This is a genomic window from Pseudomonas sp. DWP2-2, assembly GCF_049897065.1.
In the GTDB taxonomy this organism is placed as follows: Bacteria; Pseudomonadota; Gammaproteobacteria; order Pseudomonadales; family Pseudomonadaceae; genus Aquipseudomonas; species Aquipseudomonas paracarnis.
This window is the reverse complement of sequence record NZ_JAFCVN010000001.1, coordinates 36,039-52,530: the sequence shown is the minus strand read 5'-3', so window position 1 is coordinate 52,530 and position 16,492 is coordinate 36,039. Positions and strand designations below refer to the sequence as shown.

Sequence of the window (16,492 nt, the reverse complement as noted above, 5' to 3'; positions counted from 1 at the left end):
GTGCCGATTTGGAGCATGTCCGGGTTGTGCATGAATATCGCTCATGTTGCTGGGGGTCATGGCCCGGTAGAATCACCGCCATTTCACAGACCGCACGCCTTGAATCGGGACCCGATACATGTCACTTCGTTTGATCGTCAGCGCCGTCCTGGCCTTGATAGCCAGTACTGCGCAGGCAGAGGGTCCCGCTTCGGCGATTTCCTATACCCGCGATATCCAACCGATCTTCACCGAGAAATGCGTGGCCTGCCACGCCTGCTACGACTCCGCCTGCCAGCTCAACCTCGGGAGCGCCGAGGGCGCCGCACGCGGGGCAAGCAAAATGCCGGTGTATGACGGCGAGCGCAGCCAGGCCACGCCAACTACGCGGTTGTTTTATGACGCATTCGGTAAGCAGGCGTGGCAGCAGAAGGGCTTCTATTCGGTGCTGGACGCCCAGGGCAGCCAGGCTGCGCTGATGGCGCGCATGCTGGAGCTGGGGCACAACGCGCCGCTGGCGCCCAATGCCAAGCTGCCCGACAACATTGTGCTGGGGCTCAACCGCGAAAATATGTGCGCAACGCCCGGCGAGTTCAATGCCTATGCCGGCGCTCACCCCAAGGAAGGCATGCCGCTGGCGGTCACCGGCCTGACCGATCAGCAGTACCAGACTTTGCAACGCTGGCTGGCCTCCGGCGCGCCGATTGACGAGCAGGGCCTGGCGCCGAGCGCCAGGGAAGCGTTGCAAGTGCAACAGTGGGAAAACCTGTTCAACCAGCCGGGCGCCCGGGAAAGCCTGGTGGCGCGCTGGCTGTTCGAGCATTTGTTCCTGGCGCATATCTATTTCGAGAACGGCGAGCCGGGGCATTATTTCCAGTGGGTGCGTTCGCGTACGCCCAGTGGCCAGCCGATTGACCTGATCGCCACCCGTCGCCCCAACGACGACCCCGGCACCCAGGTGTACTACCGCCTGTGGCCGGTGCAGGGCGTGGTCGTGCATAAAACCCACATCACTTACCCCTTCAGCGCGGCGAAGATGGCGCGGATCAAGGCATTGTTCTACGCCGCCGACTGGCAAGTCACGGCCTTGCCAGGCTACGGCCCCGGCAGCCGCGCCAACCCGTTCGCGACATTCGAAGCCATCCCGGCTAAAGCGCGTTACCAATTCATGCTCGATAACGCTGAGTACTTCGTGCGTACTTTCATTCGCGGGCCGGTGTGCCGTGGGCAGATCGCCACGGACGTGATCCGCGATAACTTCTGGACGCTGTTCCAGGACCCCGACCACGATCTGTACGTCACCGATGCGCGTTATCGCGGCCAGGCCACGCCGTTGCTGGCCATGCCCGGGCAGAATGACGATGTGGGCAGTGTGCTGAGCCTGTGGCTGGCCTATCGCGACAAGCGCAACCAGTACGAAGCCTTGCGCCGTGACAACTATGCAGACCTGCCGGCGCCGAGCTGGTCGACATTGTGGGCGGGCAATGACAATGCCTTGTTGAGCATTTTCCGCCATTTCGACAGCGCCTCGGTGACCAAGGGCCTGATTGGCGAGGTTCCGCAGACGATGTGGCTGTTCGACTACCCACTGCTGGAACGCACCTATTACCAGTTGGCGGTGAATTTCGATGTGTTTGGCAACGTCTCGCACCAGGCCCAGACCCGCCTGTATTTCGACCTGATCCGCAACGGTGCCGAGCAGAACTTCCTGCGCCTGATGCCCGCCGACACCCGCGAAGACTTCATGGACGACTGGTACCAGAACAGCGGCAAGCTCAAGCTGTGGCTGGACTACGAAGCGATTGACGATGACAAGGCCAGTGGTTTGCACCTGAGCGAAAAAGACCCCAAGCGTGACTTCGCCAACCAGTTGCTGACCCGCTACGGCCATTTGAACGCCAGCCCCGACCCGATCAACCGCTGCAGCGGCGCGTTCTGCTCCCGCGACGGCATCGACCCGGCCTTGCAGGATGCCGAACAAGCGCTGAGCCGCCTGACCTCGCGGCCGGCGGCAGGGCTCAAGGTGATCGAGCAATTGCCCGAAGCCACGATGCTGCGCATCGAAACTGCCAGCGGCAAGCGCGAGGTCTACAGCCTGCTGCGCAACCGTGCCCACAGTAACGTGGCGTTCCTGCTGGGAGAGGCGTATCGCTATCAGCCGGGCCTGGACACGGTGACCATTTACCCTGGCGTGCTCAGCAGCTACCCGAACTTCATGTTCAATATACCGGCCCGGCAAGTGCCTGAGTTTGTCGCGCTGATGGAGCAGGCCAAGGACGCCAAGAGCTTCGAGAAAATCGTCGACCGCTGGGGTGTGCGGCGCAGCCATCCGTTGTTCTGGCAGTATTTCCACGACTTGTCGCAGTACATCCGCGAAACCACGCCGGTGGAAGAGGGTGTATTGGACATGAACCGCTATGAGAACCTATAACGAAGTGCATTGATCCGGTCATTTCTCCATGTGGGGCTGAAGCAGTCGGATATTTACCTACAGATTGGAAAGGGGTAGGCCGATGCTGATTTCAGTGCAGTTGTTGCGCGCGTTGGCTGCATGGGTGGTGGTGGGTCACCATGTCATGCAGCTGTTTTTCAACTTCGAGGCCCACAACGCCTTCGAGGACCTGTTGGTCGAAAAGGGCGGCGCCGGGGTGGACGTATTCTTCGTCATCAGTGGCTTGGTGATTTTCCTCGCGAGCGCCGATAAAGCGCTCACGCCCTGGCGCTTCATGCTGATGCGCGTGGCCAGGATTGCTCCGGCGTACTGGTTCTATACCGTGCTTTTGGCTGTGCTGGTCACGGTCATGCCCTGGATGTTTCCAGACGTTCAGCTAGAACTGGGTCATGCGCTCCTGTCGATGCTCTTTATTCCCGCGCAAAACCCGGCGGGCTACGGCGTGTATCCACTGCTGGATGTGGGCTGGACACTGAATTTCGAGATGCTGTTCTACTGCCTGTTTGCTGTTGCGCTGCTGGTGCGTGAAGCCTATAGGCTCTGGGTGGTGGCGGTACTGCTGTATCTGCTGTGCTACGTCATTGGCCCCGCCTTTGACTTGGCCGATGGGTTTTACCGTAATGACATTGCTCTGGAATTTCTCATGGGCATGGCAATCGGCATACTTTACCGCCGCGGTCTGTGCCGAGCCAGGCCTTGGCTGGCGTTGCTGGGTGTCGTCGCGGCATTGGCAGCGATTTACCACGGCGCGGATGTACCCCGAGTATTGGAATGGGGAGTGCCCAGCGCCGTGTTAGTGATCAGTTGTGTGGCGCTGGAGCCTTACTTCCATGGTTCGCGCTTGATAAAACTGCTGGGGGACTGCTCCTACTCGGTCTATCTGCTTCACGTACTGGTGCTGTGTGCTGGGCGCTGGGCCATCGAACACAGGGCAATAGACCCCTACGCAATGATACCGGTGTGCATCGCCGTCATTGCGCTGGGCGCCTTGGCCAGTTATCAAGTGTTGGAGCAGGCTACGCATCGCAGGCTCAAACATTGGTTTGGCATTGATGATGCGTTACCCATAAGGCAAAAGCATTAGGACTGCTGTTTGGCGGCTCAGGGCCTCACGTACTTCCAGTAGGCTTTCCCATAGTCCATCAGCAACTCGGTCCCGGCAGGGATGTCCCGCCAAGCGACTATAAACACCATGTATTTGCCTACGTACAGGGCGCCGACATTTTCGATGCCAACGTCGGGCAGGTTGGGCACCTTGACCGCATTGATCAGGCTCAGCGTATTGCTGTTACCGTGGCCGCTGATAGTCGCGCCATGAGTGTGGGTTTGGAATAAGTACGTGCCGACGGCCGCTTCACCTTTTTCCAGTATCTCGGTATTGAGCGAGGCTTGATTCAAGTGCACCTTGCCGGTGTACGGCCCAATGACATCAAAACGTTTTATATCGGTTCGGGCCACCACCGACAGGCCACGCTCCGGGCCCTCGGCCAGTTTCCTGACCTCCAGCAGTCGATCGAGTCTGCGATGATGGTTGCCTTCTTTAGAGATCCAGTCGCGGATACTCTTGGTTGCAGCCTCTTTGACTTCGACGTGTTGCAGCCCTGTGAACTCGTCAAAAAACTGGTTGGCGTCGGTGATCTCTATGTTTTGCAACGGACCTTCAAGTTCAAGGGTCAAGCTGCGCCTGACGTCGTTGGGGTCTTGCAGAATTGGCGCATTATTGTTGATTTTATGATCAAAAGACGCGGTGATTGAAGTGGATCGGCGCCGCGTGGTTGCGGTGTCGTCCTCCAGGCGCGGACGTTTTGAGCTGCTTGCGGTGGGCGGCGCAGGCCGCTTCCTGGCCACAGGCTCGTCCAGCGGGCTTCTTTGTCCGAACAGCCACCTTTCTCTACCGGCGCGGGTCATGCTGCCATTGTCATTGACGTAGTTGCTCCAGATAACCGGATTGAGGTTGTTCTGCTCGACAAATGCGTGCATGGACACCCTTGAATTGGGGGCGTTGTAGTGCTTGTTCCACTCTTGCAGGTGTTCGGGTTTCAGGTCGTCGAATTGTTCATCCCTGGCGTATTTGGCCAGTACCTTGCCTGCCGCTCTATAGGTGCCATCAAGGTTTACATGCTCGGCAAGGGCCACCGGGTCCAGGTTATGGTCGGCGGCGAAGCCCTCAAGGGTGAGGTTGTTGCGCTCGCGCTGGGACGCCTTGCTCCAGTGCTCCATATGCTCGTAAGTGACGCTGGTGCGGGCGGTTCCCGCGCGGTCTAGCATCTTTAGCCCCCGAGGTGTCAGGGTGTTGCGGCTGTTGACGAACTGCCGAAAGGCGCTGGGGTCCAGGTTGTAAGTGCTGACGAACTTGTCCATGGTTTTTTTCAGGGCGTCTTCACTGGCTTCGGTCCATTTCAACAGCACTGAGGGCGTTACAACGCTTGGCGCATCCGGCGCGCCGCCCGTGAGCTTGATCGGGCCTGAATACCAATGACCGGGTTCCACCGACGACAGCGTGATCGACAAATCCCGGTTGGTCCTCGGATTGACCAGCACGATAGAAAAGCTGTTGTCGGCGCTCGTGGCGGCCTCCTGAATGAACCCATAGGAGTTGTCGCGGATCTGGTACACCGCGATTTTGCCCTTGTCATCGACATTACAGATGAACTTCTGGTTGTAGTCCGCCCGGGAGAAGATACCGCGCGCGTCGGGCTTGAGGCCTCTGATCAACTCTGGGTCAACCGCGTACTGACGGATCAACGGGCTGCTGTTGCTGATGACCGTGATCGGTTCTCTAAAACGCGGCCCGAAGGCTTGGTTGGACGCGGTATCGATCAAGCGATAATCCGGCGCCTCGAGGCTGCCGACGTTGCGCATTGGGACATTGGCGAAGCCGTCCACGGTAAACAGTTGATCGCCCGCCTGCAGCGGCTTCCAGCTGTCAGGGTCGACCGAGCGCATATGCCTTGCGGCGATCGCCCCATCTCGCAGTTGGGCGATACCCCGTTGTGCATGGCGCATCAGTTTGTGGCCCAGCTTGAGCAAACCAAAGCGCGCGAGCCTGAGCAGGCTTGGTAGGGCGGCCAGGGGGTTGAGTTCCTGGAGTGTGGCGATCACCAGTTTTCCGGTCAGTTTCGCCAGTTTAGGCAATGCCAGGCGTAGCCCGGTTTTACCCGCCTGGATGAGCAAGCGAGTCGAGCCAGCCACATACCGCCCCACCGGCAGCGCGAAAGCCACGATGTCGATGAACAGGCTGGCGACGCCGGATTTGATGCGCTGAGGATCGCCGGAAGCGATGTCGTCGATGCCGCCCCAGAACGGCACAAATATCTTGCCCCAGAACGCCAAGTCTTCGAGTACCTCAGCGGGGATGTCTACTTCCCGTGTGGCTTTACGGGTTTTTTCCAGCAGGGCCTGTTCGTCGCAGAAAAACAGCTCGCGGGCAATCATGCTCGCCAGGGTTTCACTGCGCGGCGCATACAGCGTGTTGGGCGCGAACGATTGGATACGCGGCCCTGCGTCGATGGCAGGCAGTGTCTCGCCGACTTGTTCAACGATCAACTCGGCTTTTTTGCCTGGTCTGGGCGCTTTGTTCTCGCGGTAGGCCTCGCGATCAAATGGCACGTCGGTGGCCAATCGGTATTTGCACCAGCTCATGGCGTCGCGTAGCTCTACCACTTTGCCGTTCAGCGGTAGGCTTTGCAGGTCTTTACGTCGACGCAGCAGACCGGCGAAGGGGAATACCTCGATGTAAATGGCATGGAAGGGCGAGCGGGGCTTGACGATGCGTAGGATAAAACCTGTCCGGTAACGAATGGCATCGGTCTTGGCTTTGGTTTCATATTCGATGGGCACCTTTTTCAGGGCTTCTCTTAATGAATACACGGTGATCTCGTCCTGATCCACATTCAGAGTCGCGCTGCCCAGGTGGGCAAGCAGTGATTGGATTAAGGTCTTATAGGCGTTTCTCGGCACCTGGAGGGCTTCGTGAAAGGCTTTGTCGTACTCCGTGTCCGAGGCAAAGCGCCAACGGCTGGGCAGCTTGAGTTTGAGGTTCTGAACCGCGTTGAACATCTCATATTCATGCTGCTCCAGTGCAGTGACGGCCTGGGTGAGCTCGTCGCGGGAGTGGCCCGACGATCGGTTGGCGATCAGGCCGTTGGCCTGTGCCCATTGCACGGTGGGGGCCAATTTGGCCGCTGCGACCAGTGCCTGTTGTTTGATGTCATCGCCACTGGCGCGAAAGTGTTCCGCCGCCAGGTTGAGCAATTGTTCGAAACTCATGTGGCGCGATGAACCAGGTGCAATCGTTTCGGCCAGCAGAAAGCCGCTTCTGAAATTGACCCAGGTACTGGTTGCAGCGTAGGGCAGGTCATCGGGAATATCGGCCACCCACACTTCACTGGCGACATTGGCCTTGATCACGCACACGGCCAATAGCGCTGCGTCAGTGCTGATCGACAAGTCGTGGTGATAGCGGCTGATCAGGTTTTGGCGGATCGCCTTATAAGATGCCCCTGGCGAGATGAATAACTTCAATTCGTTATCCACCGGCGAGTCGGGGTTGGGGATGATCGTCAGCCACAGCGCGCGCCATAGTAATTTCACCCGTACCGGGTCTGGGCAGATTTCGTCCTTTTGGCTGCCATACCAGTCCAAGGCCTTGGCGATCCGTTCGCCCAGCGCCAGGTTATCGGGGCTATTGAGCAATTGCTCAAGCAGCACGGTGGGGGTGGTGGTGAGCATGTCTTGCTGTGAGGCGGTAAATGTTTCGGGCAATACATGACGGAACAGCGATTGACGTGTTTGTGTCTCGATCTGGCGGATAACCTCCTTGATTTTCTGGTCGGCGGGCGCATCCAGCAAGTGCTGCAAATCGCTGAGGTCGCCTTCGTGCCCGAGTTTTTTCAGGGTGTGGTGTTCCTGCAAGCCAGCGAGAACCGCTTTCCACTGTTCGCGGGTTTTGGGCTGTGACGGGATGATCGAGTAATACTTGAGCACCAGGTCAAACCGCACCGAGCCATCACTTTTAAGGCCGTTACCCACACGCCGGTTGATATCCAGCAACACGTCGGCGTCGATGTACCAATAGGTGGGTATATGGCGCAGGATCACCGAATGGTCGGCGATGCTGAACGTCTCGGCAGGGTCGGGTATCGGTGCGCGCACGCTGCTGAGCATGGTGGAGAGCAGGTCGTAAAGAAAGTCCCGGCCGAGAATGGAAGCATCTGGTTCGGGCTTTTCCCGCAAGAACTGCTGAAAGTCTTCATCGGCTTCCAGCTTTGCCAAGACACGAAAGGCTTCCTTGCATTCGCGATGCAGTTCGCTGTTGTGCGGCGGGGAGTAGTACACCTCGGCGGCGGATGCCGTCAGCGAGCTTTGTGCCGTCACGAAATCAATCAGATGGTCCAGATGCGCTTGCTGTTCCGGCAAACCCTTGAAATAGAAACTCTGCAACGCGTTATTCATTCAATCCTCACAATCCGTAGTCGAAGAGGATTCACTCTATTGAGCCGGGTTTTGCGGGGGGGCTATATAGGTAGGCACAGGTTTTCGCAGAAATGGCCAGGTGTCACGATGCGTCAGGTCAACAGAGACAAGTCTTTCCCGACAAAAATACTAGGACTTTGTACCTGCGTAATAATTTGGCGTAAACTGCGGGCAAGCCTGTGAGGAGTTTCCATGACTGCCATAACCATTACCGACGCCGCCCACGATTACCTGGCTGACCTGCTGTCCAAGCAGAACACCCCGGGTATCGGCATCCGCGTCTTTATCACCCAGCCCGGCACCCAGTACGCAGAGACCTGCATCGCGTATTGCAAGCCCGGCGAAGAAAAGCCTGAAGACACCGCGCTGGGGCTCAAAAGCTTCACCGCGTATATCGACGCCTTCAGCGAAGCCTTCCTGGACGACGCCGTGGTCGACTACGCCACCGACCGTATGGGCGGCCAGTTGACCATCAAGGCCCCCAACGCCAAGGTGCCGAACGTCAACGCCGACAGCCCGGTCAATGAGCGCATCAACTATTACCTGCAAACCGAGATCAACCCGGGGCTGGCCAGTCATGGCGGCCAGGTGAGCCTGATCGACGTGGTGGATGACGGTATCGCCGTACTGAAGTTCGGCGGCGGCTGCCAAGGCTGCGGCCAGGCGGACGTAACCCTGCGCGAAGGTATCGAGCGCACCCTGCTCGAACGCATTCCGGAGCTCAAGGGTGTACGTGACGTGACCGACCACACGCAGAAAGAAAACGCCTACTACTGAGCAAGGTGTTCACTGCGAACATAAAAAACGGCGCCCCGTGAGCGCCGTTTTTTATTATTTAAATTCAGAGAGTTGCAAGATATATCTGACAAAGCAGATCAAGTGTGGGAGCTGGCTTGCCTGCGATGGCGGTGTGTCAGTCATCCGACCCGCTGACTGTTACACCGCCATCGCAGGCAAGCCAGCTCCCACATTGTTGTTCGCATTGCTTCAGGGGCGGTAGAGGTGCGCATGCCCTGCGCGGTACAGCGACGACTCGCTGAAACTGTCACTGGACAACACCCAGCCCACCACAATCAACGCTGTCCGCCGAAACCCCTTCGCCGCGACTTTCTGGGCAATGTCACTCAGCGTACCGACCACCCAATCCTGATCCGGCCAGCTGGCACGGTGTACCACGGCAATCGGGCAGTCTGCGCCATAGTGCGGCAACAGTTCAGCAACGATCTTCTGCAGATGATTGACCCCCAGATGAATCGCCATCGTGGTGCCATGTCGCGCCAGGCTGTCGAAGTCTTCACCGGGGGGCATGCTGGTTTTATCGGCGTAACGGGTCAGGATCACGCTTTGGGCGATGTCCGGCAGGGTCAGTTCGGTCTCCAGCAAGGCCGCGCACGCCGCGACCGCCGTGACCCCTGGAATGATCTGGAAAGGGATGCCCAGCTCACGCAAATGGCGTATTTGTTCACCAATCGCCCCATACAGGCTGGGATCGCCGGAGTGCACCCGCGCCACATCCTGGCCTTTGGCATGGGCCGTCTTGATCAACTCCATGATCTGTTCCAGGTGCAGCTCGGCACTGTTGACCACCTGAAGCGCCTGATGACCTTCCAGTACGGCGGCGGGCACCAGCGAGCCGGCGTAGATGATCACCGGGCAACTGCGGATCAGCCGCTGGCCCTTGACGGTGATCAATTCCGGGTCGCCGGGGCCGGCGCCGATAAAGTAGACGGTCATGGAGAAGTCCTGTTCAGAAACGGGTGAGCATGAACACGGCTCATGCTCAAAAGCGGCAATTATCGGGATTTTAGCCCGCGCAGGCCAACGCAAGGGTGGCCTGTGCGCTTTTCTGGCGGGTGATCAGCAGGAGCGCGGGGCCGTTGGACAGGTGCTCGGCCAGGGCCAGGGCGGCGCTTTCGGCCACCCCATAACAGCCGGTGTGGGCAAAAGCCAGCGCTGAGCGATGGCTCAGCCGATGCTCATAGCCTGCCAGTTGCTCGGCGCTGAAGCACTGCAAGGGCAGGTTCAACCGCTGGGCCAGCGCCAGCAGCCCAGGTTCATCGCGCTTGCGATCAATGCTTGCCAGCGCAGTTATGCGTGAGCGATCAATGCCTGCCGAGGCCAGGGCTCCGTCCAGCAACGCCAGCAGGCTGTGAACCTCACAGCCACGCTGGCAGCCCAAACCGACAACCAGCATCATGCCGAGTATTGGTCGTCGCGGTTGCGGCGGAACAACCAGGCGCTGATCAGGCCCAGGGCCAGCCAGAAGGCGACGTTGGTCAATTGCGCGGCGATCTTGAACTGCGCTTCGAGCGCCTCCGGGGCCAGCATCGAATGTACCTCAGGTTGCGGCGCGCCGATGACGTGGGGTACGGCAAGGATCGCCAGTCCAAGGCCTTTCAACAGCCAGTTGCGGCCGAACACGATCAGCGCCAGGCCTACAGCGGTGGAGGCTGCGGTGCCGATCCACCAGGTCTGGCGTAGCGTCAGGTCAGCCGCCGCAGTGCCCGGCAGTTCCGGCGGCAGGCCCAGGGTGGGTGCCAGTACAAAGGTCGCGTAGCCGGCCAGGCCCCAGAGCAGGCCTTGGGCAGTGCGGGTCGGCGCACGCAGCGTGTAGAGGCCGGCGAGCATCAGTGCAAAGCCTACGGCCACCACCAGGTTGCCTCCAGTGGTGGACAACACACGCTGCCAGCCATCTTCCGGCTCCCAGGCTTGGGCATCGTGGCTGTGGGCAGCAGCGCCAGCGGCGTGCTCGTGCACCACTTCAGCGGCTGGCGGGGCTTTTTCAAAGCTTTCCGCCTGCAGGATCAGCGGTGCCACCCAGAAACTTTGCAGCAGGGTCAGCAGCAAGGCAGCCAAAAGCCCAGTGAACCCTGCGGTTTGCGCAATACGCTTGATCATGTCGGCAGCTCTCAATGGCACGGGAACGCGGCGCTGTGGCGGGTATCGTGGGCGGCGTTGTGCACCGCCTCGATATGCGAGAACCCGGCGAAATACACCAAACACGCGCCGAGTATCGACGCACCGATGGCGGCGGTCAGGCGTTGGCTGAGGGTGGCGGTGCTAGTAGCGGTGTGCGAAGTGCTGCTGATGATCGACATGGCGCGTCCCTTTCAGGTGTCAGGGTGAAACGAGCGCATGAAAACCCCACGCGCCAGGCACGCAGGGTTCTGAACAGCGCCCGCCCACCGCGGGTTTGTTATCTGAATTTTTCGGGCCGGTCTCCGGGCTTGCGAGGGGCGGCTCTTGAAAGAGTCCTCCTGAAAGCATCGCCTTCCCATGCAAAAGCACAGTGGCCGTGACGCTTCGCTCGCTTACCGTTGCGGGGGCAGCACCGGACTGGTCATAGGTCTATGACGCACCGGTTTCCCGTTTCACCCTGTGAAGGGCACCCGAAACAAGGCGTGTAGGAGAGCATGGGCCGGGACGGTAGTCAAATGCTGCAAGCCACTGTAGCCTTGCACCTTCGAGGTTCTTCGGCCCAGGCCGAAGCTAAGAAGGGAACGCGGTTCAAGCCGCGGCTGCCCCCGCAACTGTGAAGGGTTCAGTTGACTGCCACGCCACTGCCGATAGGGCGGGAAGGCGCAGTCAGCATTGGTCGCAAGACCTGCACACCCCAAGCCAGGAGACCTGCCTCGCAACCGATTTTCCAATTCAACCGGGCGGGGTGATCCGGTGACGAATCCGCTGCTGCGCGCTGCCGCAGGGCCTGTCGTCCCGTATGCCCGCCCCAAAGGGCATCCGATGAAAACACTGGCCAAACTCCCCGTCACCATCGTTACCGGCTTCCTTGGCTCGGGCAAAACCACGTTGTTGCGCCATATGCTCGACAACGCCCAGGGCCGTCGCATTGCGGTGATCGTCAACGAGTTCGGCGAGCTGGGCATCGACGGTGAAATCCTCAAGCAGTGTTCTATCGGTTGCACCGAAGAAGAGGCCAATGGCCGCGTCTACGAGCTGGCCAACGGTTGCCTGTGCTGCACCGTGCAGGAAGAGTTCTTTCCGGTGATGCGCGAACTGGTCGCCCGTCGCGGTGACCTGGACCATATCCTCATCGAAACCTCGGGCCTGGCCCTGCCCAAGCCGCTGGTGCAAGCCTTCCAGTGGCCGGAAATCCGCAGCGCCTGCACCGTTGACGCGGTGATCACCGTAGTCGACAGCCCAGCCGTGGCCGCCGGTACCTTTGCCGCCTTCCCGGATCAGGTCGACGCCCAGCGCAAACTTGACCCCAACCTGGACCACGAGTCGCCGTTGCACGAGCTGTTCGCCGACCAACTGGCCAGCGCCGACCTGGTGATCCTTAACAAAAGCGACCTGATCAGCGCCGAAGACCTGGCCCGCGTGCGCCTGGAAGTCGCCGAAGAACTGCCGCCCGCGGTGAAGATCATCGAAGCCAGCAGCGGTCGTCTGCCCCTGGACGTGCTGATCGGCCTGGGCGCCGGTTCCGAAGAGCATATCGACGGGCGTCACAGCCATCACGACCATCACCACGAGGGTGAAGACGACCACGATCACGATGCCTTTGACTCCATCTCCATCGACTTGCCCCAAGCCGATGAGGCGCTGCTGCTCGACGCCCTGACCCAATTGGTGGTGCAGCACGGCATCCTGCGGGTGAAAGGTTTCGCCGCGATCCCCAACAAACCGATGCGCCTGCTGATCCAGGGTGTGGGCACGCGCTTTGACAAACACTTCGACCGTGCCTGGGGCGCTGACGAAGCACGCACCACGCGCCTGGTGCTGATCGGCCAGGAACTGGACGCCGCTGGCCTCGAAGCGCAATTGCGCGCTGCCCTCAGCGTTTAACCATGCACCTGCTCAGGACCCAACCCGGTGGTTTCGTCGCGGACGACAATATTGCCGACCTTGGCCAGACCCCCGCTGAACTGGTGATCCTGTGCAGCGGCGACTCCAGCCTGGCGCTGCTCGCCGAAGCCGCCCAGCAATTGCCCGAGGATTACCCCAGCCTGCGCCTGGCCAACCCGATGCAGGTGCAGAACCATGCCTCGGTCGACCTGTACGTGGACGAGGTATTGCGCCACGCCAAGGTCATCCTGCTGTCATTGCACGGCGGTATCGGGTATTGGCGCTACGGCATCGAGCGCCTGGTGGAGTTGGCCGAACGCGGCGTCACCCTGATCCTGGTGCCGGGTGACGACCGTCCGGACCCGGAACTCAGCGGCCTGAGCACTGTTGCTGCCGAACACCGCGAGCGCCTGTGGCACTTCCTGCGCCAAGGTGGCCTGGGCAATGCCCTGGATTTTTATCACTGCCTGGCCAGTGCCCACCTGGGCCGCGACTATGCCTGGGCCGAGCCGCAAGCGCTGCCGCGCACGGCGATCTATCACCCGCACAACGCCAATGCCCGCCTCAATGACTGGCAGGCCGATTGGCAGCCCGATTGGCCTGTGGCTGCGGTGCTGTTCTACCGCTCCCATTTACAGGCTGCCAATACCGGTTTTATTGATGTGTTCTGCCAGCGCTTACAGGCGGCGGGCCTCAACCCGTTGCCTGTCGCGGTGGCCAGTTTGAAAGAACCCGGCTGCCTCTCGGTGGTCGAGGACCTGTTGGATGACGTGCAAGCCGCGGTAATTCTGAACACCACCGGCTTTGCCCAATCGAGCCCGGAAGCGCCGCATTTGCGCCCGTTTCGCCGCAATATCCCGGTAATCCAGGCGATCTGCGCCCAGGACAACCAACCCGGCTGGCAGGCCAGCGAACAAGGCCTGGGGCCCCGCGACCTGGCGATGCACATTGCCTTGCCGGAGTTGGACGGGCGCATCATCAGCCGGCCGATCAGCTTCAAGGACCTGGCCTGGCGCAGCGAGCGCAGCCAGTCGGACGTGGTGTGCTACCGCGCAGCGCCCGAACGCATGGATTTTGTCGCTGAGCTGGCACGCCGTTGGGTCGAGTTGGCGCGGGTGCCCAATGCCCAGAAAAGGATTGCGTTGATCCTCGCCAACTACCCGACCCGCGACGGTCGCATCGGTAACGGCGTGGGCCTGGACACCCCGGCGGCAGCGCTGAATATCCTGCGCGCCTTGCAAATCGAGGGCTACCCGGTAGCGGAGCGGCTGCCCGACAGCGGCACCGCGCTGATCCAGGAACTGCTCGGCGGCGTCACCAACGATCTCGACAGCCTCGACCTGCGCCCCTGCCATCAAAGCCTGGGCCTTGTGGAATACCAGGCGATGTTTGATCGTTTGCCAGCCTCCAATCGCCAGGCCGTGCTGGCGCGTTGGGGTGCCCCCCAAAACGATCCGATGTGCCGCGATGGCCGCATGATGATCGCCGGCCTGCGCCTGGGCCTGACCTTCGTCGGCATCCAGCCGGCCCGGGGTTACCAGGTAGATGCCAGCGCGGTGTACCACGACCCGGACCTGGTGCCGCCCCATGGCTACTTGGCGTTCTATTTCTGGCTACGCCATACCTACCGCGCCCACGGCGTGATCCATGTGGGCAAGCACGGCAACCTGGAGTGGCTGCCCGGCAAAGGCGTGGGCCTGTCGGAGCACTGCTGGCCGGATGCATTGCTGGGGCCGCTGCCGAATATCTACCCGTTTATCGTCAACGACCCGGGTGAGGGCGCCCAGGCCAAGCGGCGCACCCAGGCGGTGATCATCGACCACCTGATGCCACCGCTGACCCGCGCCGAAACCTACGGCCCGCTGCGTGACCTTGAGTTATTGGCCGACGAATATTACGAGGCGCAATTGCTTGACCCGCGCCGTGCGCTGGAGCTGCAAAAAGACATCCTCAAGCTGGTGCGCGAAACCCGTATCGACCAGGAGCTTGAACTGGGCAGTGAGGCGGACGCGGCGGTGTGGCTGCCGCGCCTGGATACCTACCTGTGCGACTTGAAGGAATCGCAGATCCGCGATGGCCTGCATATCTTTGGCGAGTCGCCCGAGGGCCGTTTGCGTATCGACACCTTGCTGGCGCTGTTGCGCATTCCCCGTGGCGATGGCCGGGGCCCGCAGTCGAGTCTGCTGCGTGCGTTGGCCAAGGCATTCGACCTGGGGTTTGATCCGCTCGATTGTGCACTGGCCGAGCCCTGGACGGGGCGGCGCCCGTTGGTGTTGCAGAAGATTGACGATCAGCTGTGGCGTACGGCCGGGGATACCCGTGAACGTCTGGAGTTGTACGCGGCGCGCTTGATCGAGCAGGCGTTGGAAGGCCCCATCGAACAGTTGGAAGAGCCCGGCTGGCAGGAGGTGAAGGCGGTGATCGAAGGCCTGCGCATCGTCGTCGCGCCACGCCTGGATGCCTGCGGCCCCGCAGAGATGCGTGGCTTGCTCGATGCCTTGAGTGGGCGTTTTGTCCCGGCGGGGCCCAGCGGTGCGCCGAGTCGCGGTCGGCTGGATGTGCTGCCTACGGGGCGTAACTTCTTTACCGTGGACGTACGCAACCTGCCAACCACCACGGCGTGGCGTCTCGGATTCCAGTCGGCCAACCTGATTCTTGAGCGGCACCTGCAAGACCATGGCGACCACTTGCGCCAACTCGGCCTGTCGGTATGGGGTACCGCGACCATGCGCACCGGCGGTGACGATATCGCCCAGGCCATGGCGCTGATGGGCGTGCGCCCGGTATGGGCCACTGGCAGTCAGCGGGTGGACGATTTCGAGATCCTGCCGATCAGCTTATTGGACCGTCCGCGTGTGGACGTGACCCTGCGCGTGTCCGGGTTCTTCCGCGATGCGTTTGCCAACCTGATCCGCCTGTTCGATGCGGCGGTGCAGGCGGTGGCGGCCCTGGATGAACCCGACGACATGAACCCGCTGGCCGCCAAAGTGCGCAGTGAACGCCAAGCATTGCTTGAGGCGGGCCTGGATGAAGGTGCCGCGGCCAAGCAGGCCGGCTGGCGCATTTTCGGTGCCAAACCGGGTGCCTATGGCGCAGGCGTGCAGGGCGCGATTGACGGGCGCTTGTGGCAGAGCCGCGAGGACTTGGCCGAGGTCTACCTGAACTGGGGTGGCTACGCCTACGGGGGGGTTGACGAAGGCACTGCGGCCCGCGAGCAATTTGCCCAGCGTTTGAGCCAGGTGCAGGCGGTGTTGCAGAACCAGGACAATCGCGAGCACGACTTGCTCGACTCCAACGACTACTACCAATTCCAGGGCGGCATGCTGGCCGCCGTGGAAACCCTGAGCGGCGAAAAGGCCGCCAGCTACCATGGCGACCACAGCCAGCCGGACGTGCCGAAAATCCGCACCTTGAAGGAAGAGCTCAACCGGGTGATCCGTTCCCGTGCGGCCAACCCCAAGTGGATCGAAGGTGTGAAGCGCCATGGCTATAAAGGCGCGTTTGAAATGGCCGCGACCGTGGACAACCTGTTCGCCTTCGACGCTACCACCGCGCTGATTGACGATCACCAATACGCCTTGCTCGCTGATGCCTACTTGCTGGACCCTGACACCCGTGCCTTTGTGCAACAGCACAACCCCGATGCCCTGCGCGACATGACCGAGCGCATGCTCGAAGCCCAGCAACGTGGCTTGTGGCAGGCACCGGGGGCGTACCGCGAAGCCTTGGAAAACCTGTTGCTGGACATAGAAGAAGACAGCTGAGTGATCATTCCCGCGCTCC

The 16,492-nt window shown here is 60.9% G+C and carries 10 protein-coding genes and 2 riboswitches; of the genes, 5 read left to right on the top strand and 5 right to left on the bottom strand.

Annotation, left to right across the window (positions count from 1 at the left end):
* Window positions 1–118 precede the first annotated feature (118 nt).
* Both ACP7CZ_RS00195 and ACP7CZ_RS00190 read left to right on the top strand, forming a co-directional pair.
* Entirely contained in the window at window positions 119–2,410 is a 2,292-nt protein-coding gene (locus tag ACP7CZ_RS00195) for a fatty acid cis/trans isomerase (protein ID WP_054920825.1), read from the top strand.
* Between the two features lie 82 nt (window positions 2,411–2,492).
* Window positions 2,493–3,515: an acyltransferase family protein gene (locus tag ACP7CZ_RS00190; protein WP_054897511.1), complete on the top strand. Its 1,023-nt coding sequence runs from the start codon at window positions 2,493–2,495 to the stop codon at window positions 3,513–3,515.
* Window positions 3,516–3,532: 17 nt separating this feature from the next.
* Here ACP7CZ_RS00190 and ACP7CZ_RS00185 read toward each other — a convergent pair whose 3' ends face one another.
* Complete coding sequence (locus ACP7CZ_RS00185; RefSeq protein ID WP_371262631.1) at window positions 3,533–4,339, bottom strand: SET domain-containing protein; 807 nt, start codon at window positions 4,337–4,339, stop codon at window positions 3,533–3,535.
* Between the two features lie 3,759 nt (window positions 4,340–8,098).
* Here ACP7CZ_RS00185 and nfuA point away from each other — a divergent pair.
* Window positions 8,099–8,683: a Fe-S biogenesis protein NfuA gene (gene nfuA / locus ACP7CZ_RS00180; protein ID WP_003190728.1), complete on the top strand. Its 585-nt coding sequence runs from the start codon at window positions 8,099–8,101 to the stop codon at window positions 8,681–8,683.
* 210 nt (window positions 8,684–8,893) lie between these two features.
* On the opposite strand, the gene cobM is transcribed toward nfuA, so the two are convergent.
* The 4 genes from cobM to ACP7CZ_RS00160 all read right to left on the bottom strand — a co-directional run bounded on the left by cobM (window position 8,894) and on the right by ACP7CZ_RS00160 (window position 11,004).
* Window positions 8,894–9,640, bottom strand: coding sequence for a precorrin-4 C(11)-methyltransferase (gene cobM, locus ACP7CZ_RS00175; protein WP_294164520.1), 747 nt, complete (start codon window positions 9,638–9,640; stop codon window positions 8,894–8,896).
* A 70-nt stretch (window positions 9,641–9,710) separates the two neighbouring features.
* Window positions 9,711–10,103: a cobalamin biosynthesis protein gene (locus tag ACP7CZ_RS00170; RefSeq protein WP_072448421.1), complete on the bottom strand. Its 393-nt coding sequence runs from the start codon at window positions 10,101–10,103 to the stop codon at window positions 9,711–9,713.
* Window positions 10,100–10,804, bottom strand: coding sequence for a CbtA family protein (locus ACP7CZ_RS00165; RefSeq protein ID WP_072448423.1), 705 nt, complete (start codon window positions 10,802–10,804; stop codon window positions 10,100–10,102). Before ACP7CZ_RS00165 ends, ACP7CZ_RS00170 begins: the two co-directional genes overlap by 4 nt.
* Before the next feature lie 11 nt (window positions 10,805–10,815).
* Entirely contained in the window at window positions 10,816–11,004 is a 189-nt protein-coding gene (locus ACP7CZ_RS00160) for a CbtB domain-containing protein (protein ID WP_003190735.1), read from the bottom strand.
* A 97-nt stretch (window positions 11,005–11,101) separates the two neighbouring features.
* Window positions 11,102–11,314: riboswitch (cobalamin riboswitch) on the bottom strand.
* Window positions 11,315–11,355: 41 nt separating this feature from the next.
* Window positions 11,356–11,555: riboswitch (cobalamin riboswitch) on the top strand.
* Between the two features lie 92 nt (window positions 11,556–11,647).
* Between ACP7CZ_RS00160 and cobW the strand changes: the two genes are divergently transcribed.
* Window positions 11,648–12,709, top strand: a complete 1,062-nt coding sequence (gene cobW / locus ACP7CZ_RS00155; protein WP_054920821.1) for a cobalamin biosynthesis protein CobW — start codon at window positions 11,648–11,650, stop codon at window positions 12,707–12,709.
* 2 nt (window positions 12,710–12,711) lie between these two features.
* Window positions 12,712–16,473, top strand: coding sequence for a cobaltochelatase subunit CobN (gene cobN, locus ACP7CZ_RS00150; RefSeq protein ID WP_294164517.1), 3,762 nt, complete (start codon window positions 12,712–12,714; stop codon window positions 16,471–16,473).
* Window positions 16,474–16,492: the final 19 nt, after the last annotated feature.